The sequence below is a fragment of the Blastococcus xanthinilyticus genome, from assembly GCF_008124835.1.
In the GTDB taxonomy this organism is placed as follows: Bacteria; Actinomycetota; Actinomycetes; order Mycobacteriales; family Geodermatophilaceae; genus Blastococcus; species Blastococcus xanthinilyticus.
Window position 1 is genome coordinate 494,980 of the sequence record NZ_VNHW01000001.1, and the last position, 24,465, is coordinate 519,444.

Below are 24,465 nucleotides of genomic sequence, written 5' to 3' on the forward strand. Positions count from 1 at the left end.
CTCATCGGCAGGACTCCGGGGTGCCGGAACCGTCCGCGCGCGGGAAACCGGCGCATCCGCGCAACGATCGACCGCACCCGTCACACGCGCCCCACCTGTCGGGGACCATGGGCGGACCAGTCCGTCCGACCCGGTAGACAGGTGACATGGAGAGCACTGCCGACATCGAGCTCGGTGATGTCGTCGCGCCCTCGGCCGTCTCCATCGAGCTGACCTCCACCCCGGTCCTCAGCTACGCCCTGGCGCACAACCGGCTGCCCGTGGTGTCCCGCCTCGCGCTGACCGCCGACCGAACGCTGCGCGGGGCGACCGTGCGCGTCTCGGTCCGCGACGCGGAGGGCCCGATCGCCCACCCGGTCGAGCTGCTCGCCGACGTCGACGAGGGCCGCACCACCGTGCTCACCGACCTCGGCGTGGTCATGGACCCGGCGGCGATGCTGCAGGTCGAGGAGCAGCGCCCCGGCGTGGTCGAGGTCGAGGTCGAGGTCGACGGCGAGCTGCTCGGTGAGGCCGGCGCGGCGGTGCAGGTGCTCGCGGCCAGCCAGTGGCTGGCCACTCCCCTGCCGCTGGCGCTGGAGATGCTGGCCGCGCACGTCCTGCCCAACCACCCGGCGGTCACCGCCCTGGTGGCCGAGGCGGCCGAGCTGCTGGAGACCCGGACCGGCAGCGGGGCGATGGTCGGCTACGCGGCCACCGCCGAGCGGGTGGACGAGGTGGTGCAGGCGCTCGCCGAGGTCCTCCGCCGGCGCGGCGTCCGCCACTCCGAGCCACCGGCCAGCTGGGCCGACCTCGGCCAGCAGGTCCGCTCCCCCGGCGACGTCCTCACCTGGCGGGTGGGCACCCCGCTGGACACGGTCGTGCTGCTGGCCGCCGCCTGCGAGCAGGCCGGCATCCGGCCGCTGCTCTGGCTGGCTGAGGGCCACTGCTTCCTCGGGTACTGGCGGGAGGAACGCAGCTGGGAGAGCGCCGCCACCACCGACGCCGCTCCCCTGGTGAACCTGGTCGACCTCGGGCTGATCGGCCTGGTCGAGACCACCCTGCTCACCGGCGCGGGCGAGCCCGGCGCCGACCTGCACGGTGCCGCGTACAGCGGCTGGCTCAGCAGCGACCTGGACCGGATCCTCGGCGTCACCGACGTCCACCGGGCCCGGCGCGACGGGATCCTGCCGCTGCCGGCCCGCGCCCGAACGCCCGAGGGGCTGCTGCAGGTCGTCGAGTACCACCCGGCCGAGCACAGCCTCCCCGCCTTCCCGACCGGGCCGGCGCCGGCGCAGCCGGGCGGCCGCCCCGAGGCGCCGCCGCGGGTGCAGCAGTGGAAGAACGCGCTGCTCGACCTCAGCCTGCGCAACCGGCTGATCAACTACTCCGAGCGCTCGGGGCTGCCGCTGACGCTGCCCGGCACCGCGCTGCCGATCCTGGACAACTTCGTCCACGACGGCACCCCGATCAACCTGCTTCCGGGCGACCAGCTCGCCGCCGTGCAGCGGGAGCGCGGCCTCACCGGCGCCGCGGACCTCCCCGCCGAGCAGCTGACCGAGCTGCTGGTGGAGCGGCGCGAGGTGCACACCGACGTGCCCTCCGGCGGCTACCTGACCCGGCTGCGCAACCTGGCCTACCGGGCCAAGACGGTGCAGGAGGAGACCGGCGCCAACAATCTGTTCCTCGCGCTGGGCTCGCTGGTGTGGGAGCTGGACGGGCGGCCGCTGCGCTCGCCGCTGCTGCTGGTGCCCGTCGTCCTCACGCCGGTCGGGCGGACCGGCTCCTACCGGCTGGCCCTGGACGAGTCCGGCGCCAGCACCCCGAACTACTGCCTGCTGGAGAAGCTCCGGCAGGTGCACGGCCTGGTGGTCCCCGCGCTGAGCGACACCGCCGAGACCACCCCCGACCTCGAGCGGGCGCTGGAGGCGGTCCGGGTCGGCCTGGTCGGGCACGGCCTGCCCTACCGGGTCGAGGCGACGGCGGACCTGGCGATCCTGCAGTTCGCCAAGTACCGGCTGTGGAAGGACCTCGACGAGCACTGGGCGGACTTCACCGCCAACCCGCTGGTGCACCACCTGGTGCACGAGCCCACCGAGCCGTTCCTCGACCCCGCCCGCGACTCGGGCGCCCACGTCGACCTCGACGAGCTCGCCGGGCAGCTGCCGGCCCCCGCCGACGCCTCCCAGCTGCGCGCGGTCGCGGAGGCGTCCGCCGGGCGCACCTTCGTGCTGGAGGGCCCGCCGGGCACCGGCAAGTCGCAGACGATCACCAACCTGCTCAGCCGCGCGGTCGCCGACGGCAAGCGGGTGCTCTTCGTCGCCGAGAAGCGGGCGGCCCTCGACGTCGTGGCCCGGCGGCTGGACGCCGTCGGCATGGGCATGTTCGCCCTCGACCTGCACGACAAGGGCTCACGCGCCTCGATGGTGCGGGCCCAGATCCGGCTGGCCCTGGAGCACGCGGTCGCCGTCGACTCCCAGGGCCTGGCCGCGGACTCCGAGACGCTGCGCTCGGCCCGCCGGCAGCTGGCCCGCTACGCCGACCGGCTGCACGCCGAGAACGCCGCCGGGCTGTCGCTGTACACCGCGCGGACGGCGGAGCTGGCCGCCGGCACCGACGTCCCGACCCTGCCGGTGCCGCTGCCGTTCGTGGCGAACGCCCCCGCCGAGGTGCTCACGGCGGTGCGACGGGCCCTGGCGCTGCTGCCCGACATCGCCGACCTGACCCGGCCCTCGCCGCGGCACCCGTGGGCCTTCGTCGACTCCCCCGAGCTGGACCTCCCCGCGGCCGGGGCGGCCGCCGCCGAGGTCGACGCGGGGGTGCGCGAGGTCGCCGCCTTCCCCGAGCTCGGCGGCGTGCTGCGGCACGCCCGCACGCCGGCGGACCTCGACGCCCTGGTGCACCTGCTCTCCGGCCCGCCGGTGGGCCTCGACGTGCTCGACGAGACCTTCAGCGGCCGGTGGACGACGGCGACCGGCGCGGTGCTCGGCGAGGTCGCGGCCTTCACCGCGTTCCGCCACCCCGGCCTCGACGTCGCCGTCCCGGAGGCGCTGGACCTGCCGCTCGCGGAGGTCTACGTCTCCGCCCAGACGGCGGCGGCCTCGGGCTGGTGGGGACGCCGCCGCCGGCTGATCGCCGTCCGCGACGAGATCGCCGGCTGCCTGCGGCCGGGGGCGAAGGTCCGGCCCAAGGACGTCCCGGCCGTCGTCGAGAACCTGTGGCGGGTGCAGACCGCGGTCCAGGCGATCGCCGGACGGGCCGGCTCGGTGCCCGGGCTGGCCGCGCCCGAGGACTGGAACCCGTTCACCGACCCGGGCCTGCTGGAGCGCCAGGTCGAGTGGCTGCGCCGGGCGGGCGCCGCGGTCGACGGCTCCTCGGCCTTCCACGTGGCGCTGCGCAAGCTGATCGTCGCCGGGATGCCCACCGGCCCGGGGACGGCGGCGGCGGTGGCCCGGCTGCGGGACGCCGTCGAGGCGCTGCTGCGGGTGTGCCGCAGCTCCCCGGACCAGCTCGCGGCGTGGGCCGGCGACGACGGCCTCGTCCTCCGCTGGTCGATGACGCGGCCCGAGCGGGGCATCCTGACGCCCTCGGCGGCCGGCGGCAGCGGCGCGGTGCTGATGTCGCTGCGCCGCTGGATCTCCTTCCTGGACACCCTCGAGCCGCTGCGCTACGCGGGGCTGTTCGACGCCCGCACGCTCCTGGTCACCGGGGCCGTCGCCGCCGACGACGCGGTGCGGGCGCTCGACCGGGGGCTGGCCACCGCCTCGGTCACCGAGCGGCTGGACGCCTCCGGCCTGGACGTCTTCGACGCCGAGGCGCACGGCACCGCCATCTCCCGCTTCACCGCGGCCTCGCGCGCGGTGCGCAGCCACCTCACCGCGGCCCTCCCGGCGGCGGTGCTCGGCTCGCGGCCCTTCGACGCCGCGATGGGCACCGGCCAGGTGGGCGCGCTCCAGCGCGAGCTGGCCAAGCAGCGCCGCGGGCTGGGCGTCCGCCAGCTGCTCGCCCAGTACGGCGAGCTGATCACCGCGGTCATGCCCTGCGTGCTCGTGTCGCCGGACTCGGTGGCCCGCTTCTTCCCGGCGCAGTCCGGCCAGTTCGACCTCGTGGTGTTCGACGAGGCGTCGCAGATCCGGGTGGCCGACGCGGTCGGCGCGCTCGGCCGGGCCCGGGCCGCCGTCGTCGTCGGCGACTCCAAGCAGATGCCGCCGACGTCGTTCCTGGAGCCCTCCACGGCGCACTCCGACGACGTCGAGGTCGTGGAGACCGCGGTGGAGGACGAGGAGTCGATCCTCGGCGAGTGCGTCATGGCGCGGGTGCCCCGGCACTGGCTGTCGTGGCACTACCGCAGCCAGGACGAGTCCCTCATCGCGTTCTCCAACGCGCAGTACTACGAGAGCCGGCTGTCGTCGTTCCCGGCGCCCACCCACGGGCGCGCCTCCGCGGAGCCCGACGGCCGCGGCGTCTCGCTGGTGCGGGTGCCCGGCACGTTCCACCGCTCGGGCGCGGGCCGGCTGCTGCGCACCAACCCGATCGAGGCGGCGGCGATCGTCGCCGAGATCCGGCGGCGCTTCGACGCCTCCCCCGGCGCGGTCCCCTCGCTCGGCGTGGTCACCTTCAACGCCCAGCAGCGCTCCTACATCGAGGGGCTGCTGCGCGACGCCGACGACGACCGGCTGTCGGCCGCGCTGGACCGCTCCGACGGCGAGGGGCTGTTCGTCAAGAACCTGGAGAACGTGCAGGGCGACGAACGCGACGTCGTCTTCTTCTCGACCGGCTTCTCCCCCACCGCCGACGGCACGCTGCCGCTGAACTTCGGCCCGCTCAACCGGCAGGGCGGGGAGCGGCGGCTGAACGTCGCCATCACCCGCGCCCGCCGGCAGGTCGTGGTGTTCTCCTCCTTCGACCCCGCGCAGCTGCGGGCCGAGGAGACGACCTCGGTCGGCATCAAGCACCTGCGGGCCTACCTCGACCTGGCCGAGCAGGGCACCGACGTGCTCCCGCGCTCACCGCGGTCGGCCGCCGTCGTCGACCGGCACCGGGAGCAGATCGCCGCCGCCCTCCGGGAGCGCGGGCTCGCCGTGCGCACCGACGTCGGCCTCTCGGAGTTCCGGGTCGACCTCTCGGTCTCCCGGGCCGCCGACCCGGCCACCCCGGTGATGGCCGTGCTGCTGGACGGCCCGGCGTGGGCCCGTCGCGGCACGGTCGGCGACCGGGACGGCCTGCCGGTCGAGGTGCTCGGCGACCTGCTGCGCTGGCCGGTGGTCGAGCGGGTCTGGCTGCCGACCTGGCTGGCCGACCCTGCCGCCGTCGCCGACCGGCTGGTCGCCGCGGTCGACACCGCACCGGTGTCCTCGCTGCCGCTGCCCGAGCCGCTGCAGCTGCCGACGGCGGCCGTCGAGTCGTTCCGGGGCGTGGCGGCGCTGCGCTCCTCGGTGACGTCGATGGCGGTGCCGGCCGCCACCCGCCCGGCACCGGCGAAGGCCCCCGCCCGGAAGCCGGCCGCGGCTCCGGCGCTGGAGGGCGAGCTGCCGTTCGTGCCGTGGATCCCGAAGACCGCCGGGGAGAAGTCGGTGCTCGACGAGCTCCCGGTGGCCAAGGCGGCGCGCGTGGTCCGCCGGGTGCTCACCGCCGGCATCAAGGCGGAGGGGCCGATCCACGTCGACCGGCTGGCCAAGCTCACCGTCGGGGCGTTCGGGCTCAACCGGATCACCGAGACGCGCAAGCAGGCCCTGCTGTCCCTGCTGCCGCCGTCGGCGATCGACGGCGAGCACCTCTGGCCCGAGGGGCTCGACCGCGCCTCCTGGACCGGGTTCCGCCGCCAGGTGTCGAGCACCGACCGGCCGATCGAGCACGTGGCGCCGGAGGAGGTCGCGAACGCCATGGCGGCGCTGTGCCGGGCCGCGGCCGGGATGCAGCGCGACGAGCTGCTGACCGCCACCGCCGCGGTGTTCGGCTACAAGCGCCGGGCGGCCTCGATCACCCCGGCGCTGGAGAAGGCGCTGGCGTTCGCACTCGACGCCGGCCGGCTCACCGAGCAGCCCTCCGGCCTGCTGACCGCCTGACCCTCCCGGGGGATGCGGACTGTGCAGCGGTACCGGATCGGCCGATATCCCTGGAGACGACGACGTCCGAACCGGGGAGGCAGCAGCACCATGTACATCACCTGCCGGGCCACGGTGCCCGCCAGCGAGACGCAGGTCGTGACCGCCGTCCAGGAGCTCCTGGACCGACGCGGCTCCATGGCGCACGCGCCGGTCACCGTCGCCGTGACCGATGCGGTCGCGCTCGGCATCGCCGGCTTCTTCGTGAGCCGGACCGACTCCGGGCAGCTGCTCGAGCGGCTCTTCCGCGGCGGGGAGGTCGACAGCGCGGAGCTGCTCGAGGCCATCGCCTTCGAGAAGGGCTACGCCTCCGCCGAGGGGGGCGCCGCGCTGCACTGCCTCGCCGGCTGGGTGCAGGCCAAGGTGCACGCGCTGCGGGCTGCGTAGGCCGACGGCCCGCGGCCCCGCTCAGGTGCGGGCGACGGCGAGCAGCGTGATGTCGTCGGTGCCCGGAGGGTCGAGGGTGGCCAGGACGGCGTCGAGCAGCGCCTTCGGCGGCACCGGCCCGGCGGCGACGGCGCCGCGCAGCGCCGCCAGCCCGGCGTCCAGGCCCCCGGGGCCGCGTTCGACCAGCCCGTCGCTGAACAGCAGCAACCGGTCGTCCCCGGCCAGCCGCAGCCGGGTCTCGCGGTAGCCGGCGACGTCGAGCAGGCCGAGGGCCGGGCCCCGCCCCTCGTGCAGGAAGGCTGCCGCGCCGGCGGTGGCGTGCAGCACGGGCAGGTGCCCGGCGCTGGCGATGACCACCTCGCCGGTGGCCGGGTCCAGCTCGGCGACGACGGCGGTGGCCAGCTCCCCGGGCAGGAGCGCGCCGATGACCTCGTTGAGCCCGTCGAGGGCCGCACCGGGGCCGGGGGCGCGCAGCAGGTGGGCCCGCAGCGCGTGCCGCAGCTGCGCGGTGATCGCGGCGGCCGCCAACCCGTGCCCGGCGACGTCGCCGAGCACGATGGAGATCCGGCCGCCGGGCAGCGGCACCAGGTCGTACCAGTCCCCACCGACCACGTCCTCCTGGCTCGGCAGGTACCGCGCCGCCAGGTCGACCCCCGGGACCTCGGGCAGCCGGTCGAGCAGCAGGGTGCGCTGCAGGGCCCCGGCCAGCCGGTTGTCCTCCGACGCCCGGTTGACCGCGGCCTCGGTGAGCAGGGCGGCCAGCCGGCCGGCCGCGGCGACCTCGTGGGCCAGCCACGGCCGCGACGTCTCCCGGACCGTCTCGCTCCAGGCGGCGAACGACCGGCGCGGGCTCAGCCGCGGGCCGGCGTCGGTCTGCGCCGTCTTCGACGTGTAGGGGTTGCCGCCCCAGGTCACCTCGCGCAGCGTCTCCGGCCGGAACCAGGCCACGAAGTCGTCCCGGCCGCCGGCCACCTCGGCGAGGAGCACGCCGCTGGCGGTGCCGGCGAGATCGGCCGCTCCCGGCACCACCCGGCCGACCGAGTCGGTGGCCGTCACCCCGGCGGCGCGCAGCGCGGTCACCAGCGGGAGCACCCGGTCGGCCGGCGGCGTCGTCCCCAGCAGGTGCAGCCGCCCGCCCAGGCGCACCGCCGCGCCGTCCGCGGGCAGCAGGTCCAGGGCGGTGACCTCGCCCCCGGTGAGGGCGGCGGCCGGCGTCCGGGGCGTCCGGCCGATCGCGGCGGCGAGCTCGGCCTGCCGCTGGGCCACCTCCACGACCCCGGCCTGCTCCCCCGCGTCTCCCAGGGTGGGCAGCAGCAGGGACGCGGTGCGGCCGAGGAACTCCGCGGCCACCCGGTCGGTGTAGGACGGCCGGTTCGGGCCGGCGTAGTGGTGGCAGGCGATCAGCCCCCAGAGCACTCCCCGGTCGATCAGGGAGATCGACATCGACGCCGCCACGCCCATGTTCGCCAGGTACTCCAGGTGCACCGGGGAGACGCTGCGCAGCATGGCGCCGGAGAGGTCGAGCGGGCGGCCGCTGCCCGGCGCGACCGGTGGCTCCAGCGGCACCCGCTCGTAGCGGGCGTCGGGGATCAGCCGCATCCAGTTGGTGGCGTAGAGGGCGCGGGCCTGGGCGGGGATGTCGCTCGCCGGGAACCACAGGCCGAGGAAGGGCTCCAGGTCCGCCCGCCGGTCCTCGGCGATCACCTCGCCGTTCCAGGCGCGGTCGAAGCGGTAGACCATCACCCGGTCGAAGCCGGTGACCGCGCGCACGTCGCGGGCGAGCACCTCGCCCAGCTGGCCGAGCGTGGTCGCGGCCGACAGGCGCTGGAGCACCGTGGGCAGCCGGCGGTGCCACTCCGGACCGGCCTGCGCGGCGCCCCGCACCGGCTCCCACTCGGTGAGCAGCAGGCCGTCGGCGCGGTGCAGCACCAGGTCGACGTCCTCGCCGCCCACGGTCACCCGCAGCGGGTTCACCTCGGCGAGCTCGTCGGCCAGCCCGGCGCGCAGCCGCTCGGCCTCCGCTGCGTCCAGCAGCTCGTCCAGCGTCGCCCCGCGCACCGGGCGGCCGAAGAGAGCAGCGGCGTTCGCCGAGGCGACGACGACGTCGAGCCCGGGCTCGCGGACCGCCAGCAGCACCCCGTGCGGCTGCACCGCCCCCGGGACGGCGATCGGCTCGTCGGCGCAGCGGGCGAGCGCGTCGGCGTCGACGGCGGTGCTGGTCACCGCCGGGACGTTACGTCCCCTCACGCCCCACGGCGGCAGCGGGCAGCTCGCCGGCGGAGTTCACGATCGGCATCACCGAGTCGAGCTCCATCAGGTCGATCGGCAGCCGGATCGGCCGGTTGCTCCGCGGGGCCACGACGTGGAAGGCGACCCCCTCGTCGGCGGCCCGGCGGGCCAGCCGGAACAGCGAGCGGGCCCCGGAGGAGTCGAGGAACTCGGTCGGCGTCAGGTCGACCACCAGCGCGGCCGGCGAACCGGCGAAGACCGCTTCGGCGGCCTCGGCGAGCTGCGGTGCGGTGGCGATGTCCAGCTCACCCCGTACGGTGAGTGCCGGTCGCCCGGCGACCGTCGTCCGTTGCACGTCGAAGAGCACCGTCCACCTCCCTCACCTCGTCGTCCTGGCGTAGCGAGGGTAGGCCACCCGAGGAGAGGAGGCAGACCGGCCATGAACATCGACTTCAGCGTGCGGCTGCCGACGGACGCGCACAGCGTGCCGCTGGTGCGCGGGCTGCTGCGCCAGGCGCTGGAGCACCTCGGCGTTCCGCAGCTGGTGATCGACGAGATCGTGCTCGCGCTCACCGAGGCCTGCGCGAACGTGGTCGACCACGCCGCCGACCAGGAGGCCTACCAGGTCGACGTCTCCATCGACGACGAGGTCTGCCGGATCAGCGTCCTCGACGACGGCCCGGGCTTCGACGTCGACAGCGCCACGGAGTCCGACCCGGAGCCGACCGACGACCGCGGTCGCGGGCTGATGCTCATGCGCGCCCTGGTGGACCGGCTGCAGTTCGTCCAGGACGCCGACGGCCGGCACCGGGTGACGTTCGAGAAGGAGCTGGTCAGCCAGCCGCGGCTGCGCCTGCTCGACCCGCGCTGACCACCCGGCGCGGCGCGACGACCTCCGCGAGCGCCTGACCCCACCGGCGCGCCCGGTCCTCCTCGCCCTCGGCCAGACCGGCCGCCTCCCCGACCAGGAGGAAGTGCTCGGGCGGCGCCGCCGGCGTGGCCCCGAGCCCCCGCACCAGCCGCATCTCGGCGGCGATCGCGCCGTCGGAGGCCAGCCGCGCCGGTTCGTCGGGGCGTAGGTCGAAGGTGGCGGCGTGCACGCCGCGGGGCAGGCTCACCGAGCCCAGCCACCGGTCCAGGCCGTAGCGGGTGCGACCGGCGCCACCGGGGAGGTGGGCCGGGCCGCCGGCGACCAGCAGGCAGACGTCGCCGGGCACCGCGACCGGCGCCTCGCGGGCGCAGGCGACGTCGACCGGCAGCCGGGTGGCCAGCCCGTGGGCGAGGGCCATCGCGATCTGCCGGGTGGGGTCGGAGTCGGACTCGAAGACGACCAGGGCTCGGGCCATGGACGGTCACCGCCTCTGCGCGGACTGCGGGCCGTCGACGGTAGGCCCTGATCGGCCGCCGTGGGGCAGATCACCCCGAGAATCTTCAACCCCCGGTCGACCCGCCCGGTCCGTCGTCGACGATGGGCGGTGTGACCAGCACTCCCGGCGACGACCCGCTGAACTTCCCCGCCCAGGTCCGGGACGCCGTCGGCCGGCTCGCCGGCGTGGCCGAGCGGACGCCGCTGCAGCGCAACGCCCGGCTGTCCGGCCTCACCGGCGCCGACGTGTGGCTCAAGCGGGAGGACCTCCAGGTGGGCCGCTCGTACAAGATCCGGGGGGCCTACAACACGATCAGCCGGCTGGACGCCGCGGCGCGCACCGCGGGTGTCGTCTGCGCCAGCGCCGGCAACCACGGGCAGGGCGTCGCCTACGCGTGCCGCGCGCTGCAGGTGCACGGCCGGGTGTTCGTGCCCGGGACGACGCCGCGGCAGAAGCGCGCGCGGATCGCCGCGCTGGGCGGTGACATGGTCGAGCTGGTGGTCGTCGGCGACTCCTACGACGAGGCGGCGGCCGCGGCCGCGCAGGCCGCCGTCACCTCCGGCGCCACGCTGGTGCCGGCCTTCGACGCGCTGTCCACCGTCACCGGGCAGGCGACGGTCGCCGTCGAGATCCTGGAGCAGCTCGGCGCCGCGCCCGACGTCGTGGTCCTCCCGGTCGGCGGCGGCGGGCTGCTCGCCGGCTGCGGCACCTGGCTGCGCGCGGCCTCCCCCACCACCCGCCTGGTGGGCGCGGAGCCGGCCGGCGCGGCGAGCATGGCCGCGGCGCTCGCCGCCGGGCGCCCGGTCGACCTGCCGGAGATCGACACCTTCGTCGACGGCGCCGCCGTCCGCCGCGCCGGCGCCGTGACGCACCCGCTGGTCCGGGACGCCGGCGCGGAGCTGGTCGTGGTGCCCGAGGGCCAGATCTGCACCGAGATGCTCGACCTCTACCAGGCCGACGGGATCATCGCCGAGCCCGCCGGGGCACTGGCCCCGGCGGCGCTGAGCGGCGGGGCGGTCGCCGTCGAGCCCGGCCAGACCGTGGTCTGCCTGCTGTCCGGCGGCAACAACGACGTCAGCCGGTACGCCGAGGTGGTCGAGCGGTCGCTGGTGCACCGAGGCCTCAAGCACTACTTCCTGGTCGAGTTCCCGCAGGAGCCCGGCGCGCTGCGCCGCTTCCTGGACGAGGTGCTCGGCCCGGACGACGACATTGTGCTGTTCGAGTACGTGAAGCGGGACAACCGGGAGACCGGCGCCGCGCTGACCGGCATCGAGCTCGGCAGCGCCGACGGGTTCCCCGGCCTGCTGGAACGGATCGAGGCGAGCCCGCTGCGGATCCAGCTGGTCGCGCCGGGGACGACCGCCTACCGCTTCCTGATCTGAGCGGCCCCGCGCCCGGCCGCCGACTACCGGCGCGGGACGGGGGTGCGCGGCGGTTCTCCAGCGAGCACCGCGCGCACGTTGTCGACGGCCAGCAGCCCCATCGCGTCGCGGGTGGCCCGGCCGGCGCTGCCGATGTGCGGCAGCAGGACCGTGTTGTCCAGGGCGCGCAGGCCCGGGTGCAGCCGCGGCTCGTCCTCGTAGACGTCGAGACCCGCGGCGGCGATGACCCCGGTCTCCAGCGCGGTGACCAGCGCGGCCTCGTCGACGACCGGCCCCCGGGCGGTGTTGACCAGGATCGCGGTCGGCTTCATGGCGGCCAGCTCGGCGGCGCCGATCAGGTGGTGGGTGTCCGGCGTCAGGGGGCAGTGCAGGCTGACCACGTCGCTCTCGGCGAGCAGCCGCGGCAGGTCGGCGGCCGCCACCCCGTACCGGCGGGCCTCCTCGCCGGTCGCCCGGCTGCCGGTGGCGAGGATGCGCATCCCGAAGGCGGCCGCGCGGCGGGCGACGGCCATCCCGATCCGGCCGAGCCCGACGATGCCGAGCGTCGCCCCGCCGCTGACGTCGAGCCCGACGAACGACTGCGGGCCCCAGATCCACTCCCGCCCGCCCCGGACGAACCGGTCGGCCTCGACCAGCCGGCGGGCGGTGGCCAGCACCAGCGCGAAGGCGAGGTCGGCGGTCGCCTCGTCCAGCACGCCGGGGGTGTTGGTCACCACCACGCCCCGCGCCGAGGCCGCGGCGAGGTCGACGTTGTCGAACCCGACCGCGCAGTTGGCGACGATCCGCAGCCCCGGCCCGGCGGCGTCCAGCAGCTCGGCGTCCACCCGGTCGGTCAGCAGGGTGATCAGCGCGGCCGCCCCGGCGACGTCGCGGAGCAGCCGTTCCCGGGACGGCGGGGTGTCCGGGTCGTCGTGCATCACCAGTGGCAGCCCGAGGTCGCGGGCGGCCGCCGTCGCCGGCGGGGTCAGCTGCCGCGACAGGTAGACGTGACTCATCCGAGCACGCGGATGGGCGTGCCGGCCATCCACGCGGCGACGTCCTCGACGGCCTCGCCGTAGAAGACCTCGTAGGTGCCGCGGGTGACGTAGCCCAGGTGCGGGGTGAGGACGGCGCGGCGCAGCTCGCGCAGGGGGTGGTCGCGCGGCAGCGGCTCGGCGTCGTAGACGTCGAGGCCGGCCCCGGCGATGGCGCCGCGGCGCAGCACCTCGATCAGGGCGGCCTCGTCGACGATCGGGCCGCGGCTGGTGTTGACCAGCACGGCGTTGTGCTTCATCAGCGCCAGGTCGTCGGCGCCGATCAGCCCGCGGGTCCGCTTGGACAGCAGCAGGTGGATCGTGACGACGTCGGCGGTGGCGAGCAGCTCCTGCTTCTCGACCCGGCGCACCCCGACCTCCGCCGCGCGCTCGTCGGTGAGGTTCTGGCTCCAGGCGACGACGTCCATCCCGAACGCCTGCCCGATCGTCGCCACCCGGCTGCCGAGCCGGCCGAGGCCGACGACGCCGAGGCGGGCGCCGGCGAGGTCGCCGCCGATGGTCTGCTGCCAGGCGCCGGCCCGCATCGCGGCGTCCTCCCGCGGGATGTGCCGCACCGCCGCGAGGATCAGGCCCCAGGTCAGCTCGACCGTGGCGGTGGCGCCGGAGCCGGTGCCGCAGACGGTGATGCCGAACTCGGTGGCGGCCTCGACGTCGATGGACTTGTTGCGCATGCCGGTGGTGACCAGCAGCTTCAGGTCCGGCAGCCGGGACAGCACGTCGCGGCTGAACCGGGTGCGCTCCCGCATGGCGACGACGACGTCGAAGCCCTGCAGGCGCGCCACCAGCTCTGCCGGGTCCGGGACCGCGTCGTGGAACTCGACCACCTCGGCCGGAGCGGGCAGCCGCGACCAGTCGGTGAACTCGGCGGCGACGGACTGGTAGTCGTCCAGGACGGCGATGCGGTGCACGTGCCCGGTCTACTACACCGGCCGCGGGTCAGCGCGTTCCGGCGTCCCGCTGCCCGGGATCCGCGCCGGCGGTCAGGGGCGCTTGGTGGTGCCGCCCTTGCCCCTGTTGGAGAAGCTGGAGATCGCGTCCTTGATCTTCTTCTGGTTCTGCGGCTTCTTGGCCTCGTCCATGACCTTCTTGGCGACGCCTGCCTTGGCGAACTTGCTCATGAGTCCCATGCCTGGTGCTGTGCCCACCGGGGCGGCCGGGAACCCTTCGTAGCGGGATCGTCATGCCGGCGTGCCGTCGGCCCGGCCCGCGTCCTCTGCGTCGGGGCCGGTGCCGGGGTCGCGGGCGAGCAGGTACGTGGCCACGCCGAGCACCACGCCGGCCACCGCCGAGAGGCCCACGATCGCCGGGGTCCCGATGTCCCCGAGCACGGCGGTGAGCAGGTCGTGCGAGCGGGAGGTCGGGTCGGCGAGCACCACCCCGACGAAGACCGCCACGAGCAGCCCGGCGCCGGCCGAGGCCAGGTGCGCGATGCGCCCGGTGAAGCCCAGCCGGTCCCCCACGCTGCGGGCCGCCTTGACGATGCGCCCGGCGCGCAGGATGCGCAGCGCCCCGACGGTGCGCACCAGCCGCAGCACCTGGGCGGGGCCGAGGGCGAACACGACGGCGACCACGACCACCACGGTGAGGGCGATGAGGCCGAGGTGGCCGCGGATCCAGGCGCGCTTGCTCTCGGCGACGGCGAACAGGATGACCGTCTCGGCGACCAGCACCGCCCCGCTGGCGATGTCGACGACGTGCCCCGCGGTGCCCAGGGCGCCGTCGGCGACGGTGAGGAACATGGCCGGGAGCGAGGCCAGCGCCGCCACCAGCACCGGGAGGGCGAGGCGCTCCTGCCAGCGTTCCTCGCGCGTCGCCACCGCCTGAACGGTAGTGCGGCGGCCCGGAGCCGGTCAGGCGGTCATGAAGCCGCTCTCGTACGCGGCGATCACCGCCTGCGTGCGGTCCCGGGCGCGCAGCTTGAGCAGCACGCTGCTCACGTGGGTCTTCACCGTCTCCCGGCTCAGGAACAGCTCGGTGGCGATCTCGGCGTTGGACAGCCCCCCGGCGACCAGCCGCAGCACGTCGGCCTCACGGACGGTCAGCTCGGGCAGCGCGGCGGCCCCGCGGGCGCGTGAGGGCGCGTGCGAGGCGATCAGCCGGCGGGTGAGGTCGGGCAGCACCAGCGACGTTCCGCGCGCGACCACCCGGATCGCGTCGACCAGCTCGTCGGGGTCCGACCGCTTCAGCGCGAAGCCGCTGGCGCCGGCCTGCAGCGAGCGGAACAGGTAGTCGTCGTCCTCGAAGGTGGTCAGCACCAGCACGCGCGGCCGCCGGGGATCGCGGGCGACCAGCTGGGCGGTCGCGGCGATCCCGTCCATGTCGGGCATCCGCACGTCCATGAGCACGACGTCGGGATCGGTGCGCGCGGCGACGTCGAGGGCCTCCCGGCCGGTCCCGGCGTCCCCGACGACGGTGAGGTCCGGTTCGCTCTCCAGGATCACCCGCAGCCCCGAGCGCACGAGCACGTCGTCGTCGACCAGCAGCAGCCGCAGCGTCATGCGGCGCCCGACAGGGGCAGGGTGACGGCCAGCTCGAAGCCGCCGGACGGCGTGGGCTCGGCGGACAGCGTGCCGCCGGCCGCGGCGGTGCGCTCCCGCAGCCCGGCCAGCCCGCGGCCGCCACCGGGCCCGGGCCGGCTGTCCAGCTGCGAGGCCCGCTCGTTGCAGACGCGGACGACGAGGACGGCGCCGTCGCGGACGACCTGCGCCACGGTGAGCGGGGTGCCGGCGTGCCGGAGCACGTTCGTCGTCCCCTCCTGCACCACCCGGTAGGCCAGCTCCTGCACGCCGGGCGGCACGTCGTCGACCTCGCCGTCGACCACCAGGGCCACCGGCAGGCCGCCGTCGCGCAGGCCGGCGAGCAGGTCGTCGAGGTCGGCCAGCGAGGGGGCGGCGAACGGGGCGGCGTCCCGGCCGTCGTCCTCGGCGCGCAGGACGGAGAGCACCCGGTCGAGCTCGGCGAGCGCCGCACGGGTGTTGGTCTCGATGTGCTCGAGGGCCTGCCGGGCGAACTCCGGCTGCAGCGGCCGGTCCCCGGCCGGGGTGAGCGTGCGGCGGGCGGCGGTGGCCTGCAGCAGGCTGGCGGTGAGGGCGTGCCCGATGGTGTCGTGCAGGTCGCGGGCCAGCCGGTTGCGGTCGGCCAGCCGGCGGCTGCTCTGCTGCAGCGCGGCGATCTGCTGCTCGGCCCCGGCGCCCAGGAGCCGGGGTGCGACGGCGGCGGCCAGCCGGACCACCAGGTCGAGCAGCACCAGGGTGCCGACGGTGAGGACGGCCATGAGCGCCAGCAGCGGCAGCGTGGAGAGCAGGTTCCAGTCGGCCTCGAACCCGAGCCCGCCGACGGCCACGGCGCCGAAGAAGATGATCCCGAGGGTGGCCACCCCCAGCAGCACCCGCACCCCCAGCCAGCCGACGGCCCGCCAGGTGCCGGCCGACATCACCAGCCGCCGCACCCGGGTCACCACGCCGGGCAGCCGGCGCACCCGCTCCCCGTCGGGGATGTCGACGAGCAGCAGGCTGCGGGCCAGCCGGCGCTCCAGTCCCGCGAACCCGCGGATCCCCGCCAGCACGGCGAGGATCAGCACGATCCCGATGCCGTAGATCACCGCGACCACCGAGCCGACCAGCGCGAAGTAGAAGGCCACGGACAGCACGGCGATCGGCAGGCCGGCCAGCGCGTACAGGAGGCGGCCGGGCCAGCCGGGGCTCGCCGCGGTGGCGACCACCGCGCGGAGGCGGACGGCGATCTCGGCGGCGGACCGCGGGAAGGTCGTGGGGGGCACGGATCGATCCTGACCGAGCGGGCGGCCGGGCGATTCCCCCGCAGGCGTGCTCCGCCCCTCCCCCGCGCGGGGGAGCGAGATCGGCGCTGCGGGGTGATCCGCGCCGGTCCCCGGAGCGGACAGGCTCGTCGGCATGACTGCTTCCCTCCTCCGGCGGCCGCGCCGCCGGGTCCCGACCGGATCGTCATCGTGATCCAGGTCCGCGGCCTCACCAAGAAGTACGGTGCGGTCTCCGCGGTCGACGACCTCACCTTCGACGTCCAGCCGGGGAAGGTGACCGGCTTCCTCGGCCCCAACGGCGCGGGCAAGTCCACCACGATGCGCATGGTCCTCGGCCTCGACCGGCCGACCTCCGGGAAGGCGCTGGTCTCGGGCCGGCCGTTCGCGGGGCTCGCCGAGCCGCTCCGGGTGGCCGGTGCGCTGCTCGACGCCGGGGCCACCCACCCCGGGCGCAGCGGCCGCAACCACCTGCGGGTCGCCGCCCGGTCCAACGGCATCCCACTGAGCCGGGTGGACGCCGTGATCGACCAGGTGGGCCTGGGCTCCGCGGCCGGGCGGCGGATGAAGGGCTACTCGCTGGGCATGCGCCAGCGGCTGGGCATCGCCACCGCGCTGCTCGGCGACCCGGAGATCCTGCTGTTCGACGAGCCGATGAACGGGCTGGATCTGGACGGGGTGCGGTGGATCCGGGGGCTGGTGCGCGACCTGGCCGCCGACGGGCGCACGGTGCTGCTGTCCAGCCACCTGATGAGCGAGATGGAGCAGACCGCCGACCACCTGGTCATCATCGGCCGCGGCCGGCTGATCGCCGACGCCCCGATCGCCGAGGTGCTGCGCGGGGCGCGCGCCGGCGGCACGGTGCGGGTGCGGACGCCGGCCACGGACGACCTGGCAGGGGCGCTGCTGCGCCGGGGCCTGCGCGTGCACCCCGCCGCCGACGGCGAGCTGCTGGTCGAGGGGACGACCGCCGAGACCGTCGGCGACGTCGCGCTCGAGCTCGGGGTGGCCGTGCACCGGCTGGCCGAGGAGCAGCACTCGCTCGAGGAGGTCTACCTCGACCTCACCGGTGACAGCGTGCAGTACAAGGTCTCCCCCGCCGCGGAGCTCACCGGGCAGGGTGCGCGATGAGCGCCGTGGACGCCCGCCCGGTGCCCGCTGCTGCCGCGACGGGCCGGCCGGGTACCGGCGCGGTGCTCGCGCGAGCGGCCGGGGCGGAATGGCTGCGGCTGCGCACCGTGCGGACGACGTGGTGGTGCCTGCTGGCCGCCGCGGTGACGATCGTGGGCATCGGGGTCACCGCGGCCATCGACGAGGCCAGCGGACCGGCCGACCCGCTGGCCGGCCTGCCCGCGACCTTCGCCGGCGAGTTCGGCGTGCTGCTCGGCCAGTTCGCGCTGCTGGTGCTGGCGCTGCTGGCGGTGACGCAGGAGTACGCCAGCGGGGGCATCGGGCCGACGCTGCAGTGGACCCCGCGGCGCGGGGTGCTGTTCGCCGCCCGGGTCGCCGTGCCGGTCGTCGTCGCCACGGCCGCCGGGGTGCTGCTCGCGCTGGGCGCGGACGTCGCCGCATGGGGCATCGCGGCGGACCTCACGCTGCCGGCCGGAGACCTGGCCGACAGCCTCGGCCGGGTCGCGGCGGTGCTGGCCTCCGGCAGCGCGCTGGCCGTGGGCCTGGGGTTCCTGCTGCGCAGCATCGCCGGGGCGCTGGCCGCCGTCTTCCTGCTGCAGCTCATCCTGCCCTTCCTGCTGCAGGGCATCGGCGTGGAGTGGATGCGTGACCTCGCCGAGCTGCTCCCCGGCTCGGCCGCGATCTGGACGCTGATCGGCGAGCCGGACATGACCGCCGGCCAGGCGACGGCGCTGCTGGTGGGCTGGCCGGTGGCGGCGCTGGCCGCCGGCGGCTGGTCCCTGCTGCGCCGGGACGCCGGATAGCCCGCACACGACAGCGCCCCCTCACCCGGAGATCCGGGGAGGGGGCGCCGGCGTGCGGTGCGCGGGTCAGCGCGTGCGGCTCTTGCCGCCGCCGCTGTTCTTGTTCTGGAAGTCCGAGATGAACTTCTTGATCTTCGCCTGGTTCTGCGGCTTCTTGGCCTCCTGGAAGACCTTCGCCGCGACGCCGGACGCGATGAGCTTGCGCATCATTCCCATGTTCGCCTCCTGGTTGTCGGTTCCGGATTCCCTGCCCAGCCGGGGGCCGCGCCAATCACGACGGTGCCGCGGCCGGTCCGACCGGCCGCGGCACCGTGTGTGCGGAGGGATCAGGGCGCCGCGCTGAACGCCCCGGACCCGACGCGCTGGACCTCACCGGCGCTCGGCATGCCGAGGAACCCGGCCAGGCTCCACGCCGAGGCGTAGAGGTGCCCGTGCGTCCACTCCAGGCCGGTCGGCATCGTCACCTGGGCGGTGGCCCGTTCGCCGTCGGGCGAGATGCGGGTGACCTCCCCGACCGTGGACGGGTCGAAGTCGTCCGGCGGCGGGCCCATGGGGAAGCCCTCGATGACGTTGGAGACGTAGACGTTCCCGTACGGGTCGACGTCCACGCCGGTCACCGAGTCCAGCCCGGTGATGACGTCGACGACGTCGCCGTGCCGGTCGAGGACGTACACCCGGCCGGCCCCCGGCGCCTCGGCGCCGAGCGTGCCGACGTAGATCAGCCCGTTGCGGCCCTCGGCGATCTCCGTGGGCACCGGGTCGCAGCCGACCGTCCCGGGGTTGTTCTCCGCCTCCGCGCACTCCGGGGTGTCGGTGACCACCGGCGGGACGAAGAAGGTGCTGATCTTCCCGGTCTGCAGGTCGATGGCGAGGACGGCGTTGGCGCCGGCGTCGCTGACCAGCAGGCGGTTGCCCTGGGCGAGCACCGCGTACGGGTTGGACAGCGTCTCGACCGGCACCTCCTCGCCGTCCACCTCCATGAACTGCTGCTGGCCGTCGGGGTTGTTCTCCAGCTCGTACTCCAGGAGGTCCCACGTGCGCAGCAGCTGCCCGTTCGGCTTGGCCTCGATGACGACCTGGGTGGGCGTGCCGGGCGGGGGCGGCGGAGCGCCGTCCTCGGCCGGCGGGGCCTCCCCGACCGCGACGAACAGGCCGCCGTACTTGTAGTCGACGCCCTGCGCGTTGCCGAGGCCGCTGAGCAGCGTCCGGACCCGGCCGTCGCGCAGGTCCACCGACGACACCTCTCCGGTGTCGGACTCGGCCACGACGAGCTGGTGGGCCTTGAACTCGCTCAGCTGACGCGGCCCGTCCAGGCCCGTCGCGACGGTGGTGATCCCGTCCTCGCCGCCGTCGTCGGCCAGCGCCGTCACCGGCGACACCGCCACCAGCGCCATCGCCGCGGCCGCACCCACGGCCGCCCTGCTACGCCTCATCTTCTTCCCCTCGTATCGGTATCCCCCGTGGACGCCGGGGAAGCTGCCAGGGATGCCACCGCGGGAGGGACACCTTCATCGCGCCGTGATCGGCACCGTCGCGTGCCGCTACCGGATGTAGTGACTACACCGAGGATTCGCGCACCGACGTCGTGGCCGGTCGGCCGGCGACCGTGACGACTCGGGCGCGGTGCGTGCTGGCCCGCCGACCGGCGGGAAGTAGTCGGCCGCTGACGCCGCGTCATGCGAGGGCACCCGGCGCTCGATGGCCGCCGCGCGTCCGCTCAGGTCGCACCGCGAGTCGCCGGCGCGCCGCTCCCCCGAGGCCCTGCTCCCGCCGGGTCGTTCCCGCGCGTGTCGGCCGTTCGGTGGAGCAGCGGGTGCCGACCTAGCGTCGGCGCCGTCCGGACGGGATCCCCCTCGTCACCGCTCCCGGTGACACCCGACCGGCGCCGCCGAACCGGGCTGCGGATCCCTCCGCTGCCCGGGCCGGGGACCCAGGGCAGTACTGGGGTGAAGCGCGGCCGGCAGGCCGGTCGCGCCGGGCGAGTTCCCCGCCCGAACCCGTCAGCTAACCCGGTAGGCGGTCGATGGAGAACAGGAGAACCGTCGTCCATGACGACCTTGCGCACGTCCACCCGCCACCGTTCCCTCCGCGCGGCGGGGCTCGCCGTCCTCACCGGCGCCGGCATCGCGCTGAGCCCGCTGACCGCGTCGGCCAGCACCACGACGCCGCCGATCACCGACCCGACCGTCGTGGCCCCGCTCCCCGCGCCGACCGCCGCCGCGCAGGTCGCCGTCGACACCGCCCTGGCGCAGCTCGGCGACTCCTACGGCTGGGGCGCCACCGGCCCCGACGTGTTCGACTGCTCGGGCCTCACCACGTTCGCCTACCAGGCCGCGGGCGTGCAGCTCCCCCGGACCTCGCGTGCGCAGTCGACGGCGGGCGTCCACGTCGACCGCGCGAACCTGCAGCCCGGTGACCTGGTCTTCTTCTACGACCCGGTGGGCCACGTCGGCATGTACATCGGCAACGGGCAGATGGTGCACTCCTCGACCTACGGCCAGCCGGTCGCGGTCGTGCCGGTGGATGCGGTGTGGGGGTACAACACCGCGCGCCGGGTCGTCTGACGCCTCAGGCGCAGCGTCCGGGGGGCCGGCGGCCGCCGACGAGGTCGTCGGTCAGCACCCAGGCCGGGGGGACGACGAGGTCCCCCTGCCACCGGGTCACCAGGACGTCGCGCTGGGGGTGCCGCCGGATCAGCGCACGCCGGTAGACGGTGGCCAGGCGGTCGACGTACTCGACCGTCCGGAGCACCCGCGACCGGTACGCGTGCGAGCGCTCCCGGCGCCGGTCCTCGAGCCACGCCTCCTCGGCGAGAGCCGCGTCGAGGGCGCGGCGGGCGCTGCGCCGCTCCGCCTGGGCGGCCGCGGCGGCCCGCCGGTGCTCGCGGGCGCGGCGGGCGCGGACCAGCACCGCCGGCAGGTGCCGCTCCCCCGGCCGCCGCCGGCCGAGCTCCTCCTCGGTCGGCGGCAGGGCGGCGCGCAGCGCCTCGTCGGTGCGCCGGACCACGGCGCGCTGCAGCTCCCCGAGACGGGCGTCGATCTCGGCCAGCCGGGCGTCGATGGCCGCGATGTCGGCGTCGCGCCGGCTGCGTTCGGCCTCGCACGCCTCGTCGCGGCCGGCGAGCAGGGAGTGCAGGACCGGGGTGGTGTCGGCGGAGAGCCCGCGCGGCAGCCCGGCCCGGCGGTCGGAGCGGGCGAGCCACCGCAGCCGCCAGCGGACGAGCCAGGTGACGGGCAGCGAGCGGTAGGACCCGCCCGGCCGCCCGGCCGTCCCCGTGCCTGCCGTCACCGCTCCACCCCCGTGGCGGGCCGCACCCCCGCCGGTTCTCCGTAGGGGCGCACGCGACGGTCGTGCCGCATCGCCGATCCCCGTGGACGCCCCCGTCGTGCGACTGATCCGACGCCTGCCGGAGCGGGTGCCGGTTACGGTGAGCAACGAAAGGCTAGGTCGATCGGGCGGGCGGATCGGTTCTTCGTCACGGAAAGTGCTGATCTCCCCCTCGTCGGGGTGAGAACGGGGGACGTCGGTCACCCTTACGCGCGACGCCCGCTCCCCCGTTCGGGCACGTGCCGCGGGCGGTCACACGAGCCGGAGGACCGCCCGCTTCAGGCGGATCATGAGCCGCATGCCGCCGGAGCGGGTCAGCTCGCGCTGCCGGTCCTCGAGCTGGCGACCGAGCTCCTCCAGGCGCTCCGCGCCGAGGGCGTGCGACTGGGGGAACATGCGCTGCTCCTCCTCCATCGTGTGGTGGCGCAGCGTCTTCTCCAGCATGCGGACCTCGACGACGAACTCGGGGTCGTCGGGCGCCGTCCGCATGACGGTGGCCAGCTGGTCGTCGATCTGCCGGTGCTCGGCGTGCGCGAGGGAGAGCAGCGGCGAGACGTCGACGACCGCCGGGTAGAAGAGCTCGTCCTCGATCTGGGTGTGGATCTCCAGCTCGCGCAGCAGCCGGTCGCGGAGCTGCTCCCGCCGCTCGAGCTCGTCCGCCGTGGTCTCGGCCAGGTCGCGGAGCAGGCCGCGCAGCACGTCGTGGTGGGCGGTCAGGACCTCGTCGGCCTTCACCGGGATGCCTCCTGGATCGCGGTGACCGCGGTGGGGGTGCGCCAGTCGGCCCGGCGGCGGACCTCGACCCGGCCGTCGCGGATGCGGGCGTCGAAGCAGGGCAGCGGCGCGGTGGAGGGGCCCTGCGTGGGCTCACCGGTCGCCAGGTCGAAGCGCGAGCCGTGCCAGGGGCAGACCAGCTCTCCGCGGTGCAGCCAGCCCTCGCCGAGGGGACCGGCCTGGTGGGGGCAGCGGCCGCCCACCGCGTGCACCGTGTCCCCCGATGCCACGAGCACGACGGGCATCCCGTCGACGTCGACCGGCAGCGGATCGCCGTCGCGGAGGTCGGCCGCCGCGGCGACGTCGGTGAAGCGCCGGGGCTCGTAGCTGCGTGCGGCGTGGTCGGTGCCCATCCCGTGCCGGTAGGTCAGGGCGCCGCCGAGCCAGGCGCTGCCGAGGGTGATGGCGTAACCGGTGGCCGCGGTGACGCGGGCGCGGGCGGCCCGGCCGCGGGCCCGGTCGGCCAGCGACCAGGTGTAGAGCGCGAGGGCGCCGCTGTTGAGGCCCGCGTGCACGAGCCCGACCCGGCGGGCCTGGTCGTGGGCGTGCTGCCAGTCGGTGAGCCCGGTGGCGGCCGAGGCGACGGCACCGGCGACGCCGACCCGGACGGCGGTGCGGGCGGCCGGCCGGGCGCCGGCTCCGCCGCGGCCCGTGGCATCGAGGACGTCGAGGACGAGCGCGGTCGTCCACGACCCGATCGGCACGGTGACCAGCGCGGGGTGCAGCGGGTGCCCGAGCCAGACCCCGTGCAGCACGTCCTGCAGCGGCCGGGCGTACCGGCCGGTGAGGAGGAAGGTCAGGGAGACGCCGTGCTCGACCGGATAGCTCGGCGCGTCGAGCACCTCCCAGCGCTCGACGGCCCGCAGGACCCGTTCGAACACCGCTCGCACGGTCACCGGCGCACGTCTCGTCGACCCATTCCATGCCGGTTCCCCACCCGCGCCGGGAGGAAACGGCAGGTGGCGGCCTCGGGCGCCCGGCGACTCAGCAGGGCTGCGGGGTGCCGATCAGGATCTCGGTGCCGTCGGGCCGGTAGGTGCGCCATCGGCCGCCCGGATCTCGCTCCACCCGGAATCCGTGGTGCACCAACGCGCGAGTGCCGCTCGCACAGCAGCGCGGAGTTCTCCAGCGAGGTCGCCCCACCGAAGAGCCAGTGGATCACGTGGTGGACGTCGCACCAGTGCCGCGGCGCTCCGCAGCCGGCGAAGACGCAGGCCTGGTCACGGAGTTCGACGGCCCGGCGGATGTGCGGTGGGACGACCCGCCTGGTGCGCCCCACGTCCAGCGGTAACCCACGGTCGTCGACCAGGACCGGGACGACACTGCCGTCGCAGGCGAGCTGGCGTGCCTTCGCGGCGGACAGGAGGGCATCGAACGCGGTGGTCGCGGCGGCCGGACCGGTCGCCGGGTCGAGCACCCCCTCGGCCGGGATGGTGACGACGACCGTCGGCTTCACCGTGCGCAGGACCGGCAGGTCCCCGGAGGCCAGCTGGTTGTCGGCGACCTGGACCAGCGCATCGGCGAGCTGCTGGGCGCGGGTCCGCCGATCGCCTCTCGGCCGATCGGCCTGCGCGACGGCCTCCAGTGCCGCGCGCAGCTTCTCCCCGCCGACCGCGTCCAGCTGCCCGCGGATCGCCACCGTGCCGTCGGCGAAGGAGGAGAGGGTCAGCGACCGCTCCTCGGTGGGGTCGGGCTCGGGGCCGTCGGGATCCAGCCGCGACAGGTAGTGCTGCACCGCGCGGGTCAGCTGCCGGATGTCGCGTTCGGCGGCGAGGCCGGCGAAGAGCCGGTCCAGCTCGGGGAGGTCGAGGCCCTGGCGGAGGGCGGCCGCGCGCCGCTCCTCCGACGCGATCGGCGCGACGACGGCCACCTGCTCCGCGGTGACGGCGCCGGAGGCGAAGGCGCCGGCGAGCGCGGGCAGGTGGTCCAGCGCCCGGCCGCTGCGCACCAGCTGCCCGGCGGCCGAGGCGCTCAGTCGGCCGCGCCCGCGGAGCCACGACCGCATGGTGGCCATGCCATCGTCCTCGGAGGCCTGCTGCAGGTCCGCCGCCCGCACCCGGCGGGCGAGCTGCGCGTCGATGCGGTTGCGGGCCTCGAGCAGCTCGGTGATCTCGTCCAGCTGACGTCGGGGCGGAAGGGTGGCGACGGTCGTCGGCGGCGAGCGCGTCGAGTGCCG

At 75.7% G+C, this 24,465-nt stretch carries 22 protein-coding genes and 1 riboswitch; of the genes, 7 read left to right on the plus strand and 15 right to left on the minus strand.

From position 1 onward, the window contains the following. Positions 1-146: 146 nt before the first annotated feature. Together BD833_RS02330 and BD833_RS02335 are read left to right on the plus strand one after the other, a co-directional pair. Positions 147-6,041, plus strand: a complete 5,895-nt coding sequence (locus BD833_RS02330; RefSeq protein ID WP_166531487.1) for a DUF4011 domain-containing protein — start codon at positions 147-149, stop codon at positions 6,039-6,041. A 90-nt stretch (positions 6,042-6,131) separates the two neighbouring features. Then, on the plus strand, positions 6,132-6,467 hold the full coding sequence (locus BD833_RS02335) for a hypothetical protein (protein ID WP_166531488.1): 336 nt from the start codon (positions 6,132-6,134) through the stop codon (positions 6,465-6,467). A gap of 21 nt (positions 6,468-6,488) precedes the next feature. Here the strand turns inward: BD833_RS02335 and BD833_RS02340 are convergent, their stop codons facing one another. Together BD833_RS02340 and BD833_RS02345 are read right to left on the minus strand one after the other, a co-directional pair. Next, a complete protein-coding gene (locus tag BD833_RS02340) occupies positions 6,489-8,690 on the minus strand; it encodes a SpoIIE family protein phosphatase (RefSeq protein WP_166531489.1) in 2,202 nt (733 codons plus the stop codon). Between the two features lie 10 nt (positions 8,691-8,700). After that, positions 8,701-9,063, minus strand: a complete 363-nt coding sequence (locus tag BD833_RS02345; protein ID WP_208092289.1) for an STAS domain-containing protein — start codon at positions 9,061-9,063, stop codon at positions 8,701-8,703. A 72-nt stretch (positions 9,064-9,135) separates the two neighbouring features. Here BD833_RS02345 and BD833_RS02350 point away from each other — a divergent pair, with 72 nt between their 5' ends. Continuing rightward, positions 9,136-9,567: an ATP-binding protein gene (locus tag BD833_RS02350; RefSeq protein ID WP_166531490.1), complete on the plus strand. Its 432-nt coding sequence runs from the start codon at positions 9,136-9,138 to the stop codon at positions 9,565-9,567. On the opposite strand, the gene BD833_RS02355 is transcribed toward BD833_RS02350, so the two are convergent. Further along, positions 9,530-10,042 carry a hypothetical protein gene (locus tag BD833_RS02355; RefSeq protein WP_166531491.1) on the minus strand — a complete coding sequence of 171 codons (513 nt, stop codon included), beginning with the start codon at positions 10,040-10,042 and terminating at the stop codon, positions 9,530-9,532. The two genes, BD833_RS02350 and BD833_RS02355, sit on opposite strands and share 38 nt — an antisense overlap. A 131-nt stretch (positions 10,043-10,173) precedes the next feature. Here BD833_RS02355 and ilvA point away from each other — a divergent pair, with 131 nt between their 5' ends. Beyond that, positions 10,174-11,445: a threonine ammonia-lyase IlvA gene (ilvA, locus tag BD833_RS02360; RefSeq protein ID WP_208092290.1), complete on the plus strand. Its 1,272-nt coding sequence runs from the start codon at positions 10,174-10,176 to the stop codon at positions 11,443-11,445. Between the two features lie 23 nt (positions 11,446-11,468). Here the strand turns inward: ilvA and BD833_RS02365 are convergent, their stop codons facing one another. The 6 genes from BD833_RS02365 to BD833_RS02390 all read right to left on the minus strand — a co-directional run bounded on the left by BD833_RS02365 (position 11,469) and on the right by BD833_RS02390 (position 16,257). Continuing rightward, positions 11,469-12,440, minus strand: a complete 972-nt coding sequence (locus BD833_RS02365) for a 2-hydroxyacid dehydrogenase (RefSeq protein ID WP_166531493.1) — start codon at positions 12,438-12,440, stop codon at positions 11,469-11,471. Beyond that, entirely contained in the window at positions 12,437-13,387 is a 951-nt protein-coding gene (locus BD833_RS02370) for a D-2-hydroxyacid dehydrogenase family protein (RefSeq protein WP_166531494.1), read from the minus strand. The genes BD833_RS02365 and BD833_RS02370 overlap by 4 nt, the downstream gene beginning before the upstream one ends. A gap of 72 nt (positions 13,388-13,459) precedes the next feature. Next, positions 13,460-13,606: a hypothetical protein gene (locus BD833_RS02375; protein WP_166531495.1), complete on the minus strand. Its 147-nt coding sequence runs from the start codon at positions 13,604-13,606 to the stop codon at positions 13,460-13,462. A gap of 51 nt (positions 13,607-13,657) precedes the next feature. Continuing rightward, the gene (locus tag BD833_RS02380) at positions 13,658-14,296 is read right to left on the minus strand and encodes a hypothetical protein (RefSeq protein WP_166531496.1); all 639 of its coding nucleotides are present in this window, start codon (positions 14,294-14,296) and stop codon (positions 13,658-13,660) included. Between the two features lie 33 nt (positions 14,297-14,329). Beyond that, positions 14,330-14,977 carry a response regulator gene (locus tag BD833_RS02385; protein WP_166531497.1) on the minus strand — a complete coding sequence of 216 codons (648 nt, stop codon included), beginning with the start codon at positions 14,975-14,977 and terminating at the stop codon, positions 14,330-14,332. Then, positions 14,974-16,257 (minus strand): sensor histidine kinase, encoded by a 1,284-nt coding sequence (locus BD833_RS02390; RefSeq protein ID WP_166531498.1) that lies wholly within the window; start codon positions 16,255-16,257, stop codon positions 14,974-14,976. Before BD833_RS02390 ends, BD833_RS02385 begins: the two co-directional genes overlap by 4 nt. Positions 16,258-16,446: 189 nt before the next feature. Between BD833_RS02390 and BD833_RS02395 the strand changes: the two genes are divergently transcribed. Then, on the plus strand, positions 16,447-17,385 hold the full coding sequence (locus tag BD833_RS02395; protein ID WP_166531499.1) for an ATP-binding cassette domain-containing protein: 939 nt from the start codon (positions 16,447-16,449) through the stop codon (positions 17,383-17,385). Next, the gene (locus tag BD833_RS02400) at positions 17,382-18,188 is read left to right on the plus strand and encodes a hypothetical protein (RefSeq protein ID WP_166531500.1); all 807 of its coding nucleotides are present in this window, start codon (positions 17,382-17,384) and stop codon (positions 18,186-18,188) included. The genes BD833_RS02395 and BD833_RS02400 overlap by 4 nt, the downstream gene beginning before the upstream one ends. Before the next feature lie 66 nt (positions 18,189-18,254). Here BD833_RS02400 and BD833_RS02405 read toward each other — a convergent pair whose 3' ends face one another. After that, entirely contained in the window at positions 18,255-18,404 is a 150-nt protein-coding gene (locus BD833_RS02405; RefSeq protein WP_166531501.1) for a hypothetical protein, read from the minus strand. A gap of 110 nt (positions 18,405-18,514) precedes the next feature. Then, the gene (locus BD833_RS02410) at positions 18,515-19,621 is read right to left on the minus strand and encodes a ScyD/ScyE family protein (RefSeq protein ID WP_166531502.1); all 1,107 of its coding nucleotides are present in this window, start codon (positions 19,619-19,621) and stop codon (positions 18,515-18,517) included. 443 nt (positions 19,622-20,064) lie between these two features. After that, positions 20,065-20,222, plus strand: a riboswitch (cyclic di-AMP (ydaO/yuaA leader). A 14-nt stretch (positions 20,223-20,236) separates the two neighbouring features. Between BD833_RS02410 and BD833_RS22855 the strand changes: the two genes are divergently transcribed. Continuing rightward, entirely contained in the window at positions 20,237-20,752 is a 516-nt protein-coding gene (locus BD833_RS22855; RefSeq protein ID WP_341770577.1) for a C40 family peptidase, read from the plus strand. 4 nt (positions 20,753-20,756) lie between these two features. Here BD833_RS22855 and BD833_RS02420 read toward each other — a convergent pair whose 3' ends face one another. The 4 genes from BD833_RS02420 to BD833_RS02435 form a co-directional block, all read right to left on the minus strand. After that, positions 20,757-21,476: a hypothetical protein gene (locus BD833_RS02420; RefSeq protein WP_166531504.1), complete on the minus strand. Its 720-nt coding sequence runs from the start codon at positions 21,474-21,476 to the stop codon at positions 20,757-20,759. 291 nt (positions 21,477-21,767) lie between these two features. Next, a complete protein-coding gene (locus tag BD833_RS02425; RefSeq protein WP_166531505.1) occupies positions 21,768-22,250 on the minus strand; it encodes a hemerythrin domain-containing protein in 483 nt (160 codons plus the stop codon). Next, entirely contained in the window at positions 22,247-23,170 is a 924-nt protein-coding gene (locus BD833_RS02430) for a Rieske (2Fe-2S) protein (protein WP_166531506.1), read from the minus strand. The genes BD833_RS02425 and BD833_RS02430 overlap by 4 nt, the downstream gene beginning before the upstream one ends. Positions 23,171-23,181: 11 nt before the next feature. Then, positions 23,182-24,345, minus strand: a complete 1,164-nt coding sequence (locus tag BD833_RS02435; RefSeq protein ID WP_243737394.1) for an HNH endonuclease signature motif containing protein — start codon at positions 24,343-24,345, stop codon at positions 23,182-23,184. Positions 24,346-24,465: the final 120 nt, after the last annotated feature.

Excerpts from the sequence above, each read along its gene's own strand:
- BD833_RS02330 (WP_166531487.1), top strand. The coding sequence starts at position 147 with ATGGAGAGCACTGCCGACATCGAGCTCGGTGATGTCGTCGCGCCCTCG.
- BD833_RS02335 (WP_166531488.1), top strand. The coding sequence starts at position 6,132 with ATGTACATCACCTGCCGGGCCACGGTGCCCGCCAGCGAGACGCAGGTC.
- BD833_RS02350 (WP_166531490.1), top strand. The coding sequence starts at position 9,136 with ATGAACATCGACTTCAGCGTGCGGCTGCCGACGGACGCGCACAGCGTG.
- BD833_RS02355 (WP_166531491.1), bottom strand. The coding sequence starts at position 10,042 with ATGGCCCGAGCCCTGGTCGTCTTCGAGTCCGACTCCGACCCCACCCGG.
- BD833_RS02365 (WP_166531493.1), bottom strand. The coding sequence starts at position 12,440 with ATGAGTCACGTCTACCTGTCGCGGCAGCTGACCCCGCCGGCGACGGCG.
- BD833_RS02375 (WP_166531495.1), bottom strand. The coding sequence starts at position 13,606 with ATGGGACTCATGAGCAAGTTCGCCAAGGCAGGCGTCGCCAAGAAGGTC.
- BD833_RS02385 (WP_166531497.1), bottom strand. The coding sequence starts at position 14,977 with ATGACGCTGCGGCTGCTGCTGGTCGACGACGACGTGCTCGTGCGCTCG.
- BD833_RS02400 (WP_166531500.1), top strand. The coding sequence starts at position 17,382 with ATGAGCGCCGTGGACGCCCGCCCGGTGCCCGCTGCTGCCGCGACGGGC.
- BD833_RS02405 (WP_166531501.1), bottom strand. The coding sequence starts at position 18,404 with ATGGGAATGATGCGCAAGCTCATCGCGTCCGGCGTCGCGGCGAAGGTC.
- BD833_RS02410 (WP_166531502.1), bottom strand. The coding sequence starts at position 19,621 with ATGAGGCGTAGCAGGGCGGCCGTGGGTGCGGCCGCGGCGATGGCGCTG.
- BD833_RS22855 (WP_341770577.1), top strand. The coding sequence starts at position 20,237 with ATGACGACCTTGCGCACGTCCACCCGCCACCGTTCCCTCCGCGCGGCG.